Source organism: Postechiella marina, from assembly GCF_039538365.1.
GTDB lineage: Bacteria > Bacteroidota > Bacteroidia > Flavobacteriales > Flavobacteriaceae > Postechiella > Postechiella marina.
This window is the reverse complement of sequence record NZ_BAABCA010000008.1, coordinates 153,052-172,866: the sequence shown is the minus strand read 5'-3', so window position 1 is coordinate 172,866 and position 19,815 is coordinate 153,052. Positions and strand designations below refer to the sequence as shown.

17 protein-coding genes are annotated in these 19,815 nt (G+C 32.1%); 8 read left to right on the top strand and 9 right to left on the bottom strand.

What is annotated here, in order from left to right; translation table 11 throughout:
• Positions 1 to 48: 48 nt before the first annotated feature.
• Positions 49 to 513 (bottom strand): DUF4442 domain-containing protein, encoded by a 465-nt coding sequence (locus ABD715_RS17320; protein WP_344789603.1) that lies wholly within the window; start codon positions 511 to 513, stop codon positions 49 to 51.
• Between the two features lie 144 nt (positions 514 to 657).
• On the opposite strand from ABD715_RS17320, the gene ABD715_RS17315 reads away from it, so the two are divergent.
• The 5 genes from ABD715_RS17315 to ABD715_RS17295 all read left to right on the top strand — a co-directional run bounded on the left by ABD715_RS17315 (position 658) and on the right by ABD715_RS17295 (position 5,404).
• Positions 658 to 1,107, top strand: a complete 450-nt coding sequence (locus ABD715_RS17315; protein ID WP_344789602.1) for a DUF4870 domain-containing protein — start codon at positions 658 to 660, stop codon at positions 1,105 to 1,107.
• Between the two features lie 313 nt (positions 1,108 to 1,420).
• The gene (locus ABD715_RS17310) at positions 1,421 to 1,765 is read left to right on the top strand and encodes a PadR family transcriptional regulator (RefSeq protein ID WP_344789601.1); all 345 of its coding nucleotides are present in this window, start codon (positions 1,421 to 1,423) and stop codon (positions 1,763 to 1,765) included.
• Positions 1,758 to 3,557 carry a PspC domain-containing protein gene (locus ABD715_RS17305; protein WP_344789600.1) on the top strand — a complete coding sequence of 600 codons (1,800 nt, stop codon included), beginning with the start codon at positions 1,758 to 1,760 and terminating at the stop codon, positions 3,555 to 3,557. Before ABD715_RS17310 ends, ABD715_RS17305 begins: the two co-directional genes overlap by 8 nt.
• A 112-nt stretch (positions 3,558 to 3,669) precedes the next feature.
• Complete coding sequence (locus tag ABD715_RS17300; RefSeq protein WP_344789599.1) at positions 3,670 to 4,398, top strand: head GIN domain-containing protein; 729 nt, start codon at positions 3,670 to 3,672, stop codon at positions 4,396 to 4,398.
• Positions 4,399 to 4,567: 169 nt separating this feature from the next.
• The gene (locus tag ABD715_RS17295) at positions 4,568 to 5,404 is read left to right on the top strand and encodes a GIN domain-containing protein (protein WP_344789598.1); all 837 of its coding nucleotides are present in this window, start codon (positions 4,568 to 4,570) and stop codon (positions 5,402 to 5,404) included.
• A 23-nt stretch (positions 5,405 to 5,427) separates the two neighbouring features.
• Here ABD715_RS17295 and ABD715_RS17290 read toward each other — a convergent pair whose 3' ends face one another.
• The 5 genes from ABD715_RS17290 to ABD715_RS17270 form a co-directional block, all read right to left on the bottom strand.
• Positions 5,428 to 6,198, bottom strand: coding sequence for a TIM barrel protein (locus ABD715_RS17290; protein ID WP_344789597.1), 771 nt, complete (start codon positions 6,196 to 6,198; stop codon positions 5,428 to 5,430).
• Positions 6,199 to 6,256: 58 nt separating this feature from the next.
• The gene (locus ABD715_RS17285) at positions 6,257 to 7,948 is read right to left on the bottom strand and encodes a sulfatase-like hydrolase/transferase (RefSeq protein WP_344789596.1); all 1,692 of its coding nucleotides are present in this window, start codon (positions 7,946 to 7,948) and stop codon (positions 6,257 to 6,259) included.
• Between the two features lie 114 nt (positions 7,949 to 8,062).
• Positions 8,063 to 9,760, bottom strand: a complete 1,698-nt coding sequence (locus ABD715_RS17280; RefSeq protein ID WP_344789595.1) for a sulfatase-like hydrolase/transferase — start codon at positions 9,758 to 9,760, stop codon at positions 8,063 to 8,065.
• 11 nt (positions 9,761 to 9,771) lie between these two features.
• On the bottom strand, positions 9,772 to 11,613 hold the full coding sequence (locus ABD715_RS17275; protein ID WP_344789594.1) for a sulfatase-like hydrolase/transferase: 1,842 nt from the start codon (positions 11,611 to 11,613) through the stop codon (positions 9,772 to 9,774).
• Between the two features lie 270 nt (positions 11,614 to 11,883).
• Positions 11,884 to 13,155: a glycoside hydrolase family 117 protein gene (locus ABD715_RS17270; protein WP_344789593.1), complete on the bottom strand. Its 1,272-nt coding sequence runs from the start codon at positions 13,153 to 13,155 to the stop codon at positions 11,884 to 11,886.
• Between the two features lie 441 nt (positions 13,156 to 13,596).
• Between ABD715_RS17270 and ABD715_RS17265 the strand changes: the two genes are divergently transcribed.
• Positions 13,597 to 15,405, top strand: a complete 1,809-nt coding sequence (locus ABD715_RS17265; protein WP_344789592.1) for a DEAD/DEAH box helicase — start codon at positions 13,597 to 13,599, stop codon at positions 15,403 to 15,405.
• Between the two features lie 165 nt (positions 15,406 to 15,570).
• A complete protein-coding gene (locus ABD715_RS17260) occupies positions 15,571 to 16,347 on the top strand; it encodes a carboxypeptidase-like regulatory domain-containing protein (RefSeq protein WP_344789635.1) in 777 nt (258 codons plus the stop codon).
• 56 nt (positions 16,348 to 16,403) lie between these two features.
• Here ABD715_RS17260 and ABD715_RS17255 read toward each other — a convergent pair whose 3' ends face one another.
• The 3 genes from ABD715_RS17255 to ABD715_RS17245 form a co-directional block, all read right to left on the bottom strand.
• Positions 16,404 to 17,840: a DUF2884 family protein gene (locus ABD715_RS17255; RefSeq protein ID WP_344789591.1), complete on the bottom strand. Its 1,437-nt coding sequence runs from the start codon at positions 17,838 to 17,840 to the stop codon at positions 16,404 to 16,406.
• Between the two features lie 77 nt (positions 17,841 to 17,917).
• Entirely contained in the window at positions 17,918 to 18,490 is a 573-nt protein-coding gene (locus tag ABD715_RS17250) for a hypothetical protein (protein ID WP_344789590.1), read from the bottom strand.
• Entirely contained in the window at positions 18,474 to 19,025 is a 552-nt protein-coding gene (locus tag ABD715_RS17245; RefSeq protein WP_344789589.1) for an RNA polymerase sigma factor, read from the bottom strand. The genes ABD715_RS17250 and ABD715_RS17245 overlap by 17 nt, the downstream gene beginning before the upstream one ends.
• Before the next feature lie 177 nt (positions 19,026 to 19,202).
• On the opposite strand from ABD715_RS17245, the gene ABD715_RS17240 reads away from it, so the two are divergent.
• Positions 19,203 to 19,757, top strand: coding sequence for a DUF2911 domain-containing protein (locus ABD715_RS17240; protein ID WP_344789588.1), 555 nt, complete (start codon positions 19,203 to 19,205; stop codon positions 19,755 to 19,757).
• The last annotated feature ends 58 nt before the right edge of the window (positions 19,758 to 19,815 follow it).

Below are 19,815 nucleotides of genomic sequence, written 5' to 3'. Positions count from 1 at the left end.
ACTATAAGTTGGAGTGCTTTATGTTTTGTTACACTATTTTTTAATTATTTATTTTTTGCTTTGTTTTACTTTTAAACTCCACTCAAAATCGAAAGTAGACACTTCTACACCATCTTGATTAACGCCTATAGATTTCATCCAGAGGGTTTGCCCTTCTCCTGTTTCTATGGCTTTCTCTATGGCAGCATCTATAAGCTCGCCATCATGACATGTAAATGTTATACGACCTGTAGCCTTTTTAGTAAATACAGCTTTGTTTGATGTTACCAACATAGAGATGCGTTTACCAGATGCTTGTATTTTACTTATCATTAAAGCTCCTGTAGAAAATTCGGCTGCCATACCTTGCACAGCCCAAAACATGGAATTAAAAGGGTTTTGATTTATCCAACGGTGTTTTACCGTTACAATACATTTTTTGCTATCAATAAATTTTGTTCTTACGCCACACAAGAAAGCAGATGGCAGTTTAAAAATGGTGAAACTATTTAGTTTTCTGGGAGTTATACTCATAATTATTTTTTAAATATTTCACTAAGTTATGAAATAAAATTGCATTTATAAATGTTAATTTTATGTTAAATTACAGTACTATGCGTTGCAAAGTACCTTCTTTTAGACATATATTTGCATAAGAAACTATTATATGTTTTAAAAATGATACTGAATACACACCAAAAAAACATTGCAACTTTTATCCATTTATCTACTTTTAGTAGGTTTATAATTCCGTTAGGTAATTTTATTGGACCTATTATTTTATGGGTTAGTAATAAAGATAAATCTGAGTTTATAGATGCACATGGTAAGCAAGCTATTAATTTTCAAATAAGCATGTTGCTTTACGCTATAGTTTTAGGCACATTGGCAGTTCCGTTTTTTATTTTCAAAATTATAGGAAGTTTTGATTTTATAGATTTTAATGGCTTTCATAATTTTCATATTTCGTTAGACAAGCCCTCTCCTCTACTTTATATAGGTGGTGGCCTAGGTGTTATTGCGGTTCTTGCTTTTATAATAGAACTGGCTTTAATAGTTATAGCAAGTTTAAAGGCTAGAGATGGCGAGATGTATAATTACCCGTTTACTATAAATTTTATAAAATAATTATGTTTTTTATTACCATACATAAATGCTTAGAAGGACCTTGCGTTAGGGATTGAGGCTTTGTTGAAGCTCTTTTTGTGTTGTTGCACATATGCAACACAAAAAAGCGACTGCCGAAAGCGCGACCCTTGTGGTAACGCCAAAATATTACAGAGAATAATTTCATCATAACAATCATCAAATCAATCAAAAAATGAACAGTTTAACTAATAAAAAGAAGACCGAATGAGGCAAGTTGCACACTAGACTAAATATTTAAATATAGAGTTTAATGCACTTAACATTTTACTTCTAAAAAAATTAAAGACAACAAATGAAGATAGAAAACACAAAAGCACAAATGCGTAAAGGTGTTCTAGAATACTGCATATTATCGGTTTTAAAAGACGATGATGCTTACGTTGCAGAGATTTTAGACACATTAAAAAACGCAAAATTGCTGGTGGTTGAAGGCACTATTTACCCTTTACTTACTAGATTAAAAAATGCTGGACTTTTAAATTACAGGTGGGAAGAATCTACCTCGGGTCCGCCGCGAAAATATTACGGATTAACAGAAACAGGAAAACTTTTTTTAAACGAATTAACCATTACCTGGAGCGAACTACAAAACGCTGTAAACATAGTAACAAGCCAAAAAAATAAGGACAATGAATAAAACTGTAAACATAAATTTAGCTGGTATATTTTTTCATATAGATGAAGATGCATACTTAAAATTACAACGCTATCTTGAGGCTATAAAACGTTCGTTTACAGATTCTCAAGGACGATCTGAAATTATTGCAGATATTGAAGCGCGTATTGCTGAGCTTTTTAACGAACGTGTTAAAAACGACAGGCAAGTAATTAGCATTAAAGAAGTTGATGCTGTTATTACCATTATGGGGCAACCGGAAGACTATCTTGTAGACGACGAAATTTTTGAGGACGAACCTACACCTAGCTATTCTAAAAAAAGCAGTACTAACAAAAAATTATTTAGAGACACAGACAACTCGTACATTGGTGGTGTATCTTCTGGTTTGGCACATTACTTTGGCATAGACACTATATGGATTCGTTTGGCTTGGGTACTTTTAATTTTTGGAGCAGGTACAGGTATTCTTTTATATATTTTACTTTGGATTTTAGTGCCCGAAGCCAAAACAACTGCCGAAAAAATAATGATGACAGGAGCTCCTGTTAACATTAGTAACATTGAAAAAAAAATTAAAGACGGGTTTGAAACCGTAACAGAAACCGTTGGCGATGTAGCAAAAAATGTAAGCAGTTCGGTATCTGACGCTGTAAAACATGTAGATTTTGAAAAACAAGGCAATAAAATAAAATCGACTTCAAAAGGTTTTTTTGATACTATTGGAAACATTATTATGTTCTTCTTTAAGGTATTTGCCAAGTTTATTGGTGTTATACTCATTTTGGTAGGTGCCACTTCGCTTATAGCATTAATAGTTGGTTTGTTTTCTGTTGGTGCAGTTAACTTTATTCACATACCTGGTTTAGATATGATTGATGTTGTTAATTCTGGCAACACTCCAGTTTGGTTAGTATCGTTACTTGCTTTTCTTACCGCTGGTATTCCTTTGTTTTTTATTTTTTACTTAGGTCTTAAAATACTTATTAACAATTTAAAATCTATTGGTAACATTGCCAAGTATAGCCTATTCGGTCTTTGGATTATGTCTATTATTGGTTTATTTATTATAGGTATAAGGCAAGCTAGCGAGCACGCTTTTAACGAGTCTGTTGTAGAGAAAAACGAACTTTATATTACAAAAAACGATACCTTAAAAATAAAAATGATAGGCAGCGATTTGTATAGAAAAAATAAATATGGACACCGAGACTCTTTTAAAGTTATTAAAGATGATAATGGTAATAAGTCCATATACAGATCGGATGTTAGAATTATTGTTAAGTCTACCACAGACACCATTGGTAGTATAAGTATAGAAAAAAGCGCAGACGGTAGAGACCATGATAAAGCTAGAGAACGTGCAAAAAACATTAATTATAGTTACCAAATTAATAGAAATGAACTTTTACTAGACTCTTACCTAACTACTAGTGTAGACAACAAATTTAGCGATCAAGAAATTATTGTTTACCTAAACTTGCCAGAAGGCATAATAGCAAACTTTTATAAAAACACAAAATCTTACTTAAACTACTATTCTAAAAGCGGAAATATTGTACAACAGAAATACGCCAACCGTTATATTAAAATTTTAGAAGATGATATTGAGTGCTTAAATTGCCCTATTGAAGATGATGAAAACGATTTTGAACTAAAAGTGAACACTCCAAAAGTTAAAATAAACGAAGATGGTATTGAAATTAAAGCTGATGACACTAGTTTAAAGATAGATAACAACGGTTTAAAAGCTAAAGCAGAAGATGTTAAAGTAAATATTGATGCTAATGGTATTAACATAGAAACCGATTAATTACATTTCGTCATTAAAAAATAACAGGTCGGTTATTTAAGTTACTCATCAATAACATTTAATTAGATATTTGCTCTATAATTAAAAATCATCAATCAAAAAACAAACAATCATGACAACACTAACCAAAATTATAGTAACAACACTTTTAAGCTTAATGCTATGCTCTTGCAATTTTGATTTTAATCTAAATACTGGTGTAGCTGGTAACGGTAATGTTACCAAAGAAAACAGAGGCGTAACAAATACGTTTAATGCTATTAAAGCTAGCGAAGGACTTGATGTATATTTAAACCAAAGCCACAACGAAAACATTATTGTAGAGGCAGACAACAATTTGCACGAACTAATAATTACAGAGGTAGTAAATGGTGTATTAAAAATACACACAAGCAAAAACATAGGTAGGGCAACATCAAAAAAAGTAATTGTAAACTTTAAAAACATATCTAAAATTTCGTCTTCTAGTGGCAGCGATGTGTATGCTAATAAGGTTATAAATGCCAACCATTTAGAGTTGAGTACATCGAGTGGTAGCGACATGGAGTTAGAGGTTAACGCTTCTGTTATTAACTGTAAATCGTCTAGCGGAAGCGATTTACGTTTGTCTGGACAAACAGAAAAGCTTATAGCGCAAGCTAGCAGTGGTAGCGATATTAATGCAGGTAATTTAAAAGCCCAATCTAGCCAAGTAAAAGCTTCTAGCGGTGCAGACATTGTGGTAAACACATCTAAAGAATTGGTAGCTCAAGCTTCTAGTGGAGGCGATATAAAATATTATGGCAATCCTATAAAGGTTGATAAAAATAACAGCTCTTCTGGCAGTGTGAAAAAGAAATAAAAAATTTATAACAACCAAACATTTAAACCATTCAAAACTAAATTTTAAAGTTTTGGATGGTTTTTGCTTTATATTTGTTTTACAAAAACCCTTTTAATTGTATTAGTGACGTATTACCACACGCTGTGTCTAATTACTGTAACCCTAATAATTTAATCCATTACAAAAAATGAAAAAATCGCTTATCACAATTATATCATGTGTATTAGTGTTTTATAACTTATATGCTCAAAACCCTGATAAAATAAAAGGAAACAGAATAGTTTCTTTAGTTAATACAGAAGTTAGTTCTTTTCACACCATAGCGCTAGACGAAGATTTTGAAGTAGATATTATTTACAACAAAATACCATCGGTAGAAATAGAAACCGATGAGAACTTACATGAATTTATAGAGTTTATTGTAAAAGATAGCGTACTATATTTTAATAAAACTAAAAAGATAACATCAAAAAAACAACTTAGCATTAAGGTTATTTATGATGATTATTTACAACATATACATACAACAGATAAAGCCGAGTTAAATAGCCTTACCCCTATAGAAATGATTAATGGCACGTTAAAAACTAACGGATCGTCTAGAGTAGCTTTAACTCTAAAGTCTGAATATTTCGAATTTAAAGGCGCCGAAAAATCTAAGGTAAAACTTAACCTTACAGCAGATAGTTGTGCTGTAAATTTACAAGGCAACAGCAAAATAGAAGCTTTAATAAATACACCTAAACTTTATGCTGCTTTAAAAGATAAAAGTGATGCTGATATAGAAGGTAATTGCGATACTGCAAATATAGAACTGGATGATAACACATTATTTAATGGTAGAAATTTTACTATTGACACTTGCAGTATTACAGCAAACACATCGAGTGATGCTTATTTAGAGGTTATAAAAAACCTTACTATTAATGCTACCGGAACAAGCTCTATTTACCTATACCAAAATCCAAAAATTATTATTGATGGTATGACAGATACCACCAAGCTCCAGAAAAAAGTAAAATAGTAGATTTTTTTAATGCTCTTTAATTAATCTAACCATGTAGCAACTTCTTGCAATGCTATTTCTGGATTTGTTTTATTTAATGGCCAATACTCCAATCCAACATACCCATTGTATTTAGTTTTTGTAATTGCTTTAAATACTTCTTTATAATTAATTTCGCCATGTTGCAACTCGTTACGCCCAGGGTTTCCTGCAGCATGAAAATGACCTATTTTATCTATATTAGCAACTATGTTTTTAATAAGTTGCCCTTCGCTTATTTGTTGATGATAAATATCGAAAACCACTTTAATATTTGGGCTATTTACCGCTTCTATTATTTTAAAAGCCTCGTCGCTTTTTACTAAAAAATAACCTGCATGATCTATTAATTCGTTTAATGGCTCGATAACCAAAGTAATACCAGACTGCTCTAATAAAGGTGCTGCAGCTTTTAAACCTTCTACTAAAGATTGATATTGCTCTTCTCTTGGCACATCCAAAATAAAATTACCTACTTGAGATATTAAAATATTGGTATTTAATATTTTAGCAGCTTTAATAGACTCTTCTAATCCTTTTAAATATAATGCTCTTGAGTTAGAATCGACTAGACTTACAAACTTGGTACAACATGCCGAAATTTTCAAATTATTTTTAGTTTGAAACTTAACCAATTCTTCTAAATTTTTATCCCACCATCCCCAAAACTCTATACTATTAATTCCACTTTGACTAACAATTTCACAAGCTTCTTCAAATGATTTTCCTTCAAAAACAGCATCTATGCATACTGATGGTGTTAACTTTCCCATTACAAACAGTTTAAAATAAAAAACTAATGTAAAGCATATTTATCTAAAACAAACAGAATTACTTTTCCTTCTTATTCATTTTTTTATTTTTTGTAGCTTCTTTTTTTGCCTTTTTCTTTTCTTGTAAAGCTTTAAGTTCTCTTTTATGAACCTCTTTAAGTGGCCCATGCTGATTATTTTTGAAGGTATTATACTTTGGAAGTATAAGGTTTAAAGCATCGCGTTCTTCTACTAGGTCTTTTGGTACATTATCCCAATTTTTAATTTCTGGAAAGCTTATTAAATCTAAAGGATACTCTCTTACATCATACCATTTATTTAAACCGTCTTTTAAAACTTTGGCTCCTCGAATTAGCTGCAAATTATCTTTATAACCATACACCCAATCCCTATGTGTTTTCTTTTTTGTTGTTAAAAAAGGCATTAAACTCTCTCCATTAATTTCATAATCTTTTGGTATTTCAACACCTCCTATTTCTGCTACTGTTGGTAAAATATCAGACAGATTTACCAATACATCCTGTTCGCCTTTTTTTGTAAAATTAAATCCTGGACCATAAACCATAAATGGTACATGAGTTCCTTTTTGAGAATCTGGACTATTTTTACCATATTTACTAGAACCATTATCGGCACAAAAAATAATCAAAGTATTATCGTCTATATTAAGCGTTTTTAGCTTTTTTAAATACAACCATATTTGGTAGTCTAAATAATTTACATGACTGTGAATTCCGCTAGCAGATAAAGTACCATGAGTATTATACACCCCTTTTGCACCTGTAATATTTGGTTTTGTTTTAATATATCCTCCATTTTTCCAAGTAATTTTTGGTGTTTCAATCCATTTATATTCGTGCTCTTCTGGATTTAAATAATTCATAGCAGCATGACCTAAATGCGTAGTATGATATACAAAAAATGGTTGTTCGTCTTTTACTTTCCTTTCCATAAAATCAAAAATAAAATCCAATTCTACATCTGGTCCATAGGTATTTACTCCATATTCTTTTTTAGATTCTTTGGTATTAGGCCACCATTCGAATTGTTTTTTTGAAGACGGATGATTCATTAACATAACATGAGGTTTCCAATACCAGCTTGAAGAAGCATAATACGGATACCCTAAAGGCTTACCTGTATCTTGATTGTATAATTCCTTTTTTCCATTCACTTTCTTTAACTTTATAGTAAAGTTTGAATACGGGTTTTCTCCCAACTCTGTAATGTCTGATTCTCCTGGAGTAAAGACACCTTCGTCAAATCCAAACTTCTGCAAATTTCTATTTCGCATTTGGCTTTTACCAGACCACATAGTAGCATAACCACCTTTTTTAGCTACATGACCAATAGATAAAGGAGAACTTGCAAACAAAGGGTAGGTTCCTAAATTACCATCTTCGTCTGTATATTGTCCTATGGTGTTGTTTCCCCACCATTTGTGTAAATGTGGATATCTCCCCGTCATTAACATGGCTCTACTTGGCGAACAAACTACAGAGGCCCATGCTGTTTTTACATACATTCCTTCTTTTGCTAGTTTATTTAACATAGGCGTATGGGCTCTTAGTTTTAAATCTTGAGAGTCTTTATTCCCTTTAGCAGAACTCCAAGTATCTGAATTGTATATTGGGAATTCGCGCGCACTAATATCATCTGCTAAAATGACAATTATATTTGGCTTTTTTGTTTTCTGTGCCACCATCGAGAAGGTAACTAGAAATAGTAATAATATTATTTTATTCATCATACTTAAATTTAATGCTATTTTTTTTATACTTCGGAAACGGTTCCGGTTTCTCCAAACCAAAAAAACCTGTAACTTTCGTTACAGATTCTTTTCAATTTAGCTTATATTTTAATGTTATTCTTTCTTTTTAGTTTTTTTCTTTTTCCCTTTTTGTTTTGCTTTTAACGCATCCTTTTTCGCTTTTTTTAAAGCCTCTTGTTTTTCTAATTGTTTTCTGTTTTTTTCTGTTAAAGGACCATGACGCTCTGTTTTAAATGTATTAAATTGAGGTAATATATTTTTTAGCATTAGCTTTTCATCTTTTAGATGTTTAGAAACGCCACTCCAATCTTGAATTTTTGAATACGAAATTAAATTTAATGGTGTATTACTTACATCGTACCATTTATCAAACCCATCTTTTAAAACATTTTTACTTCTAATAATTTGTTGCCCATCTTTGTATGCATAAATCCACTTTCTATGTTCTTTTTGTTTAGTGGTTAAAAAAGGCCACAAGCTTACTCCATTAATTTCGTAATCTTTAGGTATAGTAACTCCTCCAATATCTGCAATGGTAGGTAATACATCTGCTAAGTTTACCAACACATCTTGTTCGCCTTTTTTAGTTAATCCTAATCCGGGAGCATAGACAATAAATGGTACATGCGTTCCTTTTTGAGACTCTGCACTATTTTTACCATAACCACTTGTACCGTTATCTGCGCAAAAAATAACAACGGTATTTTTATCAATTTTTAAATCTTTTAACTTCTTTAAATACAAAGACATTTGATAATCTAAATAATTAATATGGTTGTGAATTCCTGGTGCAGTTACCGTACCATGTGTATTATACACACCTTTATCTCCTGTTATATTGGGTTGTGTTCTTACATATTTCCCATTTTTCCATTCAACCTTTGGTGTTCCAGGCCATTTCGTTTTAGTTTTTGGGTTAAAAAAATCAAAAGCATCATGCCCCAAATGCGTGGTATGATAAACAAAAAAGGGTTTGTTTGCTTTAGTTTTACGCTCCATAAAATCGAAAATAAAATCCAATTCTACATCTGGCCCATAGGTATTTAATCCAAACTCTTTTTTAGATTTTTTAGTGTTTGGCCACCATTCAAATTGTTTTTTAGCAGATGGATGATTCATTAACATAACATGAGGTTTCCAATACCATCCAGATTGCGGATATGTTGTAGATTTTTCTCCTGTATCGTTATTAATAACCTGCTTTTTCCCATCTACTTTTTTCAACTCAACTTTAAAATCTGTGTACGGGTTTATATCTCCTCTTGTAGATTCGCCTGGTGTAAAAACACCTTCATCAAAGCCATATTTTTCGAGGTTTGGATTACGCATTTGCGATTTCCCAGCCCAAATAGATGCATAGCCTGCTTGTTTAGCAACTTCTGCAATTCCTAACGGAGAACTTTCGTAAAAAGGATATGTTACTAGTTTTCCTTCTTCATTAGTGTATTTACCTGTGGTTTTGTTTCCCCACCATTTATGTAAATGCGCATAACGCCCTGTCATCATCATAGCTCTACTAGGCGAACACACAACCGCAGCCCAAGCTGTTTTTATATATAAACCCTCTTTTGCTATTTTATTTAAAACTGGCGTGTAAGCCCTATACTTTTCTTCTTGTGTATCTCCTCCTGTTGGCAAACTCCATGTGTTAGATTTATAAATAGGAATTTCTCTTGCACTAATATCATCTGCTAAAATGACAATAATGTTTGGTTTTTTAGCTTTTTGAGAAAAACCCAATATTGTAAAAACCAACATTAAACCACTTAATATATTTTTTATCTTAATCATTTTATAAGTTTTTAATTCTTTGGAATAATTTTCTTTGGAATATCCAATCGTTTATCATCTGCACCCAAAGCAAAATTACTAATAGCATAGGCGTTAAGTTTACTCCAGTCTATTTCTACCCGACCGTCTCCTAAAACGATATTGGTTAGTTTTTTTCTAAACCATTCAGATAATTTTTGATAATCTTTTTGCAGAGCAACATTGTTTTTCTCGGTTGGATCTAATCTTAAATCGAATAAGACAGCTTCAACCTTTTCTAACGATTCATTTCTTGCCCATTCTAAACCCGTTCCTGGAGGTACTTGTTTCCCTGGTTTACTATTTTTCTCTTTTATACGCATAGAGAACGCAAAATCTTTTCCTCGAATGTAAGCTCTTGGTCCGTAAACATGATTCATTTCACCTAAAACATAATCTCGTTTTACGCCTTTGCCTTTCGCTATTTTGGTCATATCAAAACCATCTAGATGCTTATAAGCATTTTTAGAAATATCTACATTTGCAGCAGATAGTGCAGTAGCATAAATATCTACATACTCTACAAAATCTTTAGAAACTATGTTTTTAGGATATTTTGAAATGTTAGAACCTGCCAAAACCATAGCACCTCTATTTGAGGTTTCGTAAGGACCAAATTTTGTTTCTATACCTTGCTCTCCTAAATGCCAACCATGGTCGCCAACAGTTAAAATAATAACATATTCTTGATTATGTTTTTTATTGTAAGCCTTAAAATCGTTAATAGCTTTACCTATTAGCGCATCGGCATAAGCACAAAACGCATAATAATCGCTTATGGCTTGATGTTTTTCTTCGTTAGTTAACTCATCTATTTTACCTGCTTGATATAATTTTAATAACTGCGGAGGTAAACTTTTATGCTCCATTTTTTTATTAAAATCTGGCACAACATATTTTTTTGTTTTAAAGGCATCTCTAAACGATTTAGGAGGCAAAACTGGTGTATGTGGCAAATGAAAATTTAAACTTAAAAATTGTGGCTCTGTAGTTTTTGGTCCATTTACAGATCGACCAGAGTAGGTTTTAAATGTTTTATTAGGATGTTTTAAATAATTTTGAAATTCTTTTAAAATATAACCATCAAAAGTTTCAAAAGCAGGTTTTGTACTTTCGCCTCCAATAATCATATTGGTATTTTTACGTGTATACGCTCTTAAAACTTGTTGCTTATTATCAAAGTTACGTTTAGCTTCTTTCGAGGCCTTATCTTGTTTTTCTGGATAGATTCTCATTTCATCCTCTCCAGGATAAATATAGCCTTCGTAAGACACTGGTTTTTCACCTTTCTTATACTCATTGCCTTTAGAAAAATCTGTAAACCCCTTAAGAGCTAAATCTTTTTTAGCATTTAGCTCGTGATCGTAATATCCAGGACTATCAAAAGTTGGCACTTTCTTTTTATCGTTCCAAGCCATTAAACGGTAACCAAACTTACCATATATAGACGTACCGTAACCTACTTTTTTTAAAGCTTCAGGTAATAAATCTTTATTTTGAGAATTACGGTTATGTCCTATTTCGAAACCAACAATACCATTATGATGTGGGTATTGCCCAGTCATCATAGAAGCTCTAGATGGTGCACAAGCAGGAGAATTACAAAAGGCGTTAACAAATAAGGTACCTTCTTTAGCTAACTTATTAATGTTTGGAGAGCTTACGTAACCCAGCTTACTTTCTTTTTTACCACTTGTAGCTTTATTAAAAACCTCAACAGCATCGGCACGGTGGTCGTCTGTTATTATCCATAAAATGTTAGGCTTTTTAGTAGATTGAGCTGCTAGTTGTAAGCTAACTAAAATAATGGTACTTAATAGTAATACTTTTTTCATCTAAATAATTAAATTTTATAATCTTGAATAAACCATAATTCGAGATTATAAAATTACAAACGACATGAAAAAACGCAGGAACAGATTGATTTTTTTTGGAACGCAAATGGTCGGTACAAAAAAAAAGTGTTGTTCTAACTCTTTAAGCTAGAACAACACCATTAAACAATATAAAACACTAAAAACAAGACCATTAAACAGAAGTAAATCTTATTTTTATTATATATACTTTATATATACAAGCTTTAAATTAAAGCTATAAACGTTTTATTAGTTATTATGAAGTTTATGGTTTTCTGCTTTAATTCTTTTACGTTGCTCGCCATTTAAACCATGTTTAAAATAATGCTCTGGTTTATAGTAGGTATGCGCACGTTTCATAGCAGGATCGTTTAAATCTTGACTTAAATCGCAGTCGAATCTAGTAAGAATAGAGTGGTTTGTTTTCCATCCATTTACAGATGTAAAATGCGATATTCCCCATGTTATACCTCTACCGTCTTTAGTATCTGTAAAGGCATCTGGAATAAATGGCCCACCAGCATTTGGCATAAGTTCTGTTATTGATGCGATGTCAAAATTAATACCATCTTTGGCATATTGCACTGTATTATGCTCGTTTCCGTCTCTAATTACAAGAGCAGCAATACCTTCTTTAAAAGGAAACAAAGTGGTTTCGTGTCCAGAGTTAATTACTGGATTTTGAGCATATTTTGTAAAGGGTCCTAAAGGATTATCGGCAGTTGCTAAACCTTGCATTCTTACCCAATCGCCTTTTTTACCTGAATCTGATTTATAATATAAATATATTTTGCCTTTGTAAACTAACGGATATGGGTCGTGAATTGAGAACTGATCCCATTGTCCTTCTCCTCCATTAGGAATTACAATTTTGTTGTATGGTGTCCATGGTCCATCTGGAGAATCTGAGTATGATACAGCTACAGGACAATCGTCTCCACGTTTTCCGCTAGCTTCCATAAAGCCTTGGTAGTATAAATAGTATTTACCTTTCCATTTTAAAATATCTGTGGTAGATACAGAACGCCAACCTACATTAGGTTTTTCTGGTCTTGGCACTGCTACGCCTTGCTCTTCCCAGGTAAAACCATCTGTACTTGTAGCATACCAAATGTCGCATAAATCCCAATCGCTTGAAGGAATTTCTTCTGTACTTTTATCTGCTCCTTGTGGTGGTGTTTTTGTATGTCTGTAGGTATACCAAACGTAATATTTACCGTTTTCAAATATTACTTTTGATGGGTCTCTACGCGTTATAGTACCATCATGGTTACTGTAATCTAATCCTTTTAATGGTGTATATTTAAACTGAGAATACAGCTCGTTATACTTTGGCTGTACACCCATGTAAGCATCGTAATTACGCTCTAATGCATGACTAAGTTTAATATTTGGTTTTTCGTGAGGCATTACCATTGGAAAACCTTTGCTTGGTTTCTCTTCGCTTTTTTCTTGTTGGCTTTCTACTTTAGAACCACAGGATACAAAAAAAGCTATAAAGGGAATTAATAAATATTTCATCTTTAATTTAAAAGTTTAGTTATAATGAGTTTCAAATATAAAACAATTCTCATATTTGGACACGTCGTTTTTATTAAATTTATAATATAGTTTTTAATAAAAACATATGTTTAATGCAATAAACACCATTATTGGTTAGCGCGTTAACGATTGATGCGTCATCCTTTTTTATGTACAACTGCTTTTAAATAAAAGACTAAATTTAATATTTTAATGCTAACTTTATTGGCATAATTAGCATAAAAAAGATATAGCAGAAAGCGTGTTAAAACGCCCAAAATGATAATGTTAAAATAAATACGTATATTTGCCGACTGAAACCCGAAAATAGTCGGGTTAGATTCCTCAGAGAGAGGATGTGTTACTAGAAGTTTAAGGTTAAGTATGTCGATTCGCTTCTTTATGTAACACTACATAACATAATCGAATACTTATACAAGAATGAGCACATTCCAAGAATTGGGTCTTAATGATGACCTATTACAAGCAATTACAGATTTAGGTTTTGAAAAACCAAGTGAGGTACAAGAAAAAGCAATACCTATTTTATTAGAAACCGAAACAGACTTAGTGGCTTTAGCCCAAACAGGTACTGGTAAAACAGCTGCTTTTGGTTTCCCTATGTTAGAAAAAATTGATGTAAATAGCAGAACTACACAAGGTTTAATTTTATCGCCTACTAGAGAGCTTTGTTTACAAATTACTAACGAAATGAAACAATACGGTAAGTATTGTAAAGGTTTAAATGTTGTTGCTATTTATGGTGGCTCTAGCATTACAGACCAAGCTAGAGCTGTAAAAAGAGGCGCACAAATTATAGTGGCTACGCCTGGACGTATGAAAGATATGATTAGCAGACGTTTAGTAGACATCTCTAAAATTCAATATTCTGTTTTAGATGAGGCCGATGAGATGTTAAACATGGGCTTTAAAGAAGATATATCTGATATTCTTTCGCATACTCCAGAAGACAAAAACACATGGTTATTTTCTGCAACTATGCCTAGAGAGGTTGCTGCTATAGCAAAAAACTACATGCACAACCCTCAAGAAATTACGGTTGGACATAAAAATGAAGGTAGCAAAAACGTATCGCACGAGTATTATTTAGTTAATGCCAGAGACCGTTACCAAGCGTTAAAACGTTTGGCAGATGCTAACCCAGATATTTTTTCTGTTATTTTTTGTAGAACTAAACGCGACACTCAAAAAGTAGCAGAACTACTTATAGAAGATGGGTATAGCGCTGGTGCTTTACATGGCGATTTAAGCCAAAACCAACGTGATTTAGTAATGACATCGTTTAGAAAAAAACAAATACAAATGCTTGTAGCTACAGATGTTGCTGCTCGTGGTATTGATGTTGACGATATTACACACGTAATAAACTACCAATTACCAGACGAAATTGAAACATACACACACCGTTCTGGACGTACAGGACGTGCTGGTAAAACAGGTGTTTCTATGGTTATAGTATCTAAGAGTGAGGTTAGAAAAATAAAAAGTATAGAACGTATTATTAAAAAGCAGTTTGATAAAAAAGAAATTCCTGACGGAATGGAAATTTGCGAAGTGCAATTAATGTCGCTTGCCAATAAAATTCATAATACAGAGGTAAATCATGAAATTGATAAATACCTTACAAGCATTAACGAAATGTTTGAAGATACTACTAAAGACGAATTAATTAAAAAATTCTTCTCTGTAGAGTTTACACGTTTCTATAACTATTACCAAAAATCTAAAAACTTAAATGTATCGGCCGATTCTAGAGATAGAGATGGTGGACGCGATTTTAGTAAAAACTCTGATTCTGCCCGTTACTTTATTAACGTTGGTAGCAAAGATGGTTTTGATTGGATGAAGCTTAAAGATTTCTTAAAAGAAGTGTTAGAGCTTGGTAGAGATGATGTATTTAAAGTAGAAGTAAAAGATAGTTTCTCTTTCTTTAATACTGAAAAAGAACAACAAGAAAAAGTATTAGCATTCTTTACAGATTATAAGCACGAAGGGCGTTTTGTAAATGTTGAAATATCTGAAAACCGCGGAGGTGGCGGAAGACGTAACGACAGACGCGGAGGTGGCGGAAGAAGACGTGACGATAAACGCGGTGGCGGAAAACGTGATGATAGACGTGGTGGATTTGGAAATAGAAGCGAAAGACGTAGCGGTGGAGATTCATTCTCTAAATCTAGACGTTCTGAGTCTGGATCGGGATCTTCTAGACCTAGACGTTCTAGACGCTAATAAAAACATTGACACCTAGTATTTTAAAAGTTTATATAAAATAGATTCTTGTTGTACAAGAATCTATTTTTTTGTTAATTTTAAGTCAAAAAAAAGTATTAAAGCTTTTATTGGCGTAATGTTTAGTATTTTTATAGACTAATAAAAAGTATTCACTTTAGTATGATGAAAAAAATTATAATCCTTTTTACCTTATTACTTACGTGCTTTGCAACTTATGCACAAGATAACGAAAGTGTATTAGGGGTTATAATAAACTCGTCTGACGATAAGCCACTAGAAAGTGTAAACATTGTTAACCTTAACCAAGTTATAGGAACCTCTACAAACAGTAAAGGTGAGTTTGAAATATCTGCAAAGGTTAACGACACGTTACACCTATCTTATTTAGGGTTTAAATCTATAAAAGTTAGAGTTACTAACGACTGGTTAAAATTTGGAAGTTCTAAAATAGAACTTACAGAATTAGCTTTGGCTCTAGAAGAAATTGTTATAAACGATTTAAGACTTACGGGTTATTTAGAAGTAGATATAAAACAAGTACCTGTTAACAACAATAATGCTAGATATAGTATTTCTGGATTACCAAGTTCTGGTTACGAAGCAGGAAAACCTACTGCCATTAATAAAATATTAGGCTCTATTTTTAACCCTGCAGATTTTTTACACCGTATGTTTGGCAAAAAACCCAACGAGTTAAAGAAACTAAAAAAGATGAAGCAGGATGATGAAATTAGAAATTTATTAGCATCTCGCTTTGATAGAGAAATGCTAACAGCCCTATTAAATGTAGATAGAGTTGATTTAGACGAAATGGTAAGCCAATGTAACTACTCTAAAGGTTTTATACAAACTGCTAACGATTTACAAATACTAGATGCCATTAGCGAATGCTATGAAGAATACAAACTTATAAGTAGAGGCAGAAAAAGTAGAATTTAATTCCTTTTGATTTTTACCACTCCCACAAAAAAATTATTACTATTATAAAAGACTAACTACAAGCTATTTTTCATGGTAACATGGCTGTACTTGGCATTTATTACAATAGTTTTATTGGTGTTTGAAGCAGTTTTTGAAAAAGAATTAGATGCATCGTCTGTAGTTTTTTCTGGGTGACTAAAATGAGTAGCCTTACCATTGTAATGTAAATTATATTCTACTTCTGGTAAACGAATAACTGTATCGCTATTTTCTAAAATGATGCTTAAATGATTAAAATCATCATCTATCTTATCTATATTTAAATTACCAATACTACCATTTACCACTGCACTAGTGCTAAGATTTTTAATATCTATATTTGATGCGTTAGAGTTTAAAACCAATTGTTTAACATCGCTTAATTGCGCCTGATCTACATAATTTAAATTTAGTTCGCCCAAATTCCAGTGCTTAACTGCTACAGGAGAATAGGAAGCATTAATGGAAGTAGAACTCCCACTAATGCTATAAGCTTTAAATTTGGCATGCGATAAATTGGCTTCTAGATTACTAATATTCGAAGCTAATTTTAATTCGCCATATTTTACATTAACCTTAAGGTTGGCATCTTTAGGTATTTTAATTATAATGGTTTTCTTTATTTTAGAATCTAATTCATCTCCAATAAACTCACCTATTTTAACACGTCGTTTTTCTAGTAATTTTTTTCTGTTTTTTATTTGCTCTGCTCGTGCTTCAGCTTGTTCTTGTATAGCGTTCATGCGTTCTGCATGTGCTTCTCTTCGCTCTGCATGTTGCTCCATTTGATGCTCAAAACGTTCGCCCCAAGCTTCCATTTTATCTTCAAATGCTTTACTATTAAAATTCTCTTCTATGCTTTTTCCCCAAGCTTCCATTTTTTTTCCAAAACTTTCTCCCCAAGTTTCCATCTTCTTTTCAAAATCTTTTCCAAACCTAGATTCAAACTGCTTTGTATACTTTTCCATATACTTTTCTCCATCTTTTCTATAAGCTTCATAATCAAAATCTATGGCACCCATTCCCTCTGGTAAAGCTGGTAATTCTGGTGCTTCTGGTAACATTGGTGCTTGTGCTTTGGGAGGTTTTGGTAAATTTGGTATTTCGTTATTAAAATCTAAATTTTCCATTATTACATCTGGTAAATCTGCTAACTCATATTTTAACTCATCTAAAACAATGGTTATTAAATCGCCATCATCGCTATTATTCGACCAAACTTTTCTCGAGCTTCCGTTAGCATTTATGGCTACTTCATTTAAAGAACCATCTACATCTACTTGCCACGATTTTATAGCTTCTTGAAGCGCTTCATTACTTACCCCTTCGCCTTCTATATAAGCCTCTATTTGTACCGAGTTTTTATTCCATGTATCGAGTACCACATTGCAATAACTTGTATTTAAATCTATAGTAATATCTTTATTAACCTTAATACTTTGCTCTAACTTAGTAAGCTTTTGTTGAGCCACTACACATGTTGTTATTAATAGGCACAGCATGCATAATTTAATTTTAAATATAATTGACGTGTTCATTTTTTGATTTTTTAAATTGATTTTGATGAATTTTTGCCTCCTTTACCTAATGTAGCTGCTTGCTCTCGTAAACGGTATAATAAGTTGAGACGCATTTTTAAATTATCAATAAGGGCATTTACCATTAATTCGTTTGGACCAGACGCTGTTAATTCTTCAGATAGGCGCTTATATTCTGTATTAAGCCCATTTAGCTGTTCTAAATAACCATCAAATAAATCTTTAGTTTCGGCAGTAGGTTTCATTTTAGCCAATTCTAAATTAATATTTGCAAGGTAATAGTCTTCAACCTTTTTTAAACCTGGAGATACATCTCCTAATGTTTTTGTTTCTATAGCTGTTACATCTGCTACTTTAACAGGTATACTATTATTTACATTTAGGTTAAAGTATTTATAAGCTCCAAAACTCAACCCAATTAACAGCAATAAACTAGCTGCAATTTGCAACCAACTAAATGTCTTTTTTTGTTGCTTTGGTAAAGCAGTATTTAACTTTTCTAAAAAACGATCTTGATGATTTACTGGCATTGTATCTTCCAACATATTATCGTTTTTAAATAAGTCTCTAATATCCTGTGCCATTTTGTTTTTGTATTAACAGTTCTTGTAATTTACTTTTCCCTCTCGATAATTGTGTTCGAGATGCTATTACAGAAATATTTAAAATCTCTGATATCTCTTGATGATCGTAACCTTCTATTAAATAAAGCATCACAACATATTGGTATTTATCGGGTAATTTATTAATCGCCTTTTTTACATCGTTTAATGTTATAGCGTCGTCTACTAACCATTTGTTATTATAATCGGTATCAATAACCTTGAGGTGTACCTCTTCTAGCTCAATAAGTTCTTGTTTTTTCGATTTGATTAAATCAATACTTTTATTAATAACAATACGTTTTAACCATGCACCAAAAGTTACTTCTGCGTTATATTGATGTAGCTTAGTAAAGGCCTTTAAAAAAGCTTCTTGCACCACATCTTCTGCATCAGCAGTATCTTTCAAAAATCGTTTAGCAACAATATACATCCCGTTGCAGTACTGGTTGTATAACTGCAATTGCGCTTTTCGATTGTTTTGTTTACATTTTTCGATAATGTCAACTTGAAACATACTTATTTTACTTTTGGTAATAGTTAGTTCTTTTTAAAAGACGATTAAAAAAACAAAGTGTTGCAAAAAGTTTATTTTTTTTTAAACCTATTATAACAAAGCTAAATAAATATACGTTTCAATCTTATAAACTAATACGAATTAAAGTATCTTTACAGCCTTAAAAAAACCTCTCTTATGAATACCTTTTTAAAGCGAACTATAACTGTTTTATTGGTTGTTGCCATTGCTATGTTTGCTTATTCTTATTTTGGAAATAACATATTTTCTAAAAGACTAAGCCCTAAAGACACAGTGGAGTTTAAATTAAATAAGCTAAAGCTTGAAGTATTTTACAACAGACCTTCTAAAAAAGGACGCGAGGTTTTTGGAGCATTAGTACCTTTTAATAAAGTTTGGAGAACAGGTGCAAACGAAGCTACAACTTTTGAAACTAATAAAGACTTAAAAATAGGAAACGACTCTTTAAAAGCTGGTAAATATACCCTTTGGACCATACCTAACGATACCAGCTGGAATGTTATTTTTAATAAAAAACAATATACTTGGGGTGTAGATTTAGAAATGAACCCTATGCGCGATCCAAAGTTTGATGCTGCTAATTTGGTAGTGCCTGTAGAGCATATTAATAATACGGTAGAACAATTTACAATTGCCTTTGATAACTCTACCGATAATTTAAGCTTAACTATGGCTTGGGATAATGTAAAAGTTACAGTGCCTTTAAAATAAATATTTATTCTTATTTTTAAGTAGCTATAAAATAATTTGTAAATTAGAATAAACATTC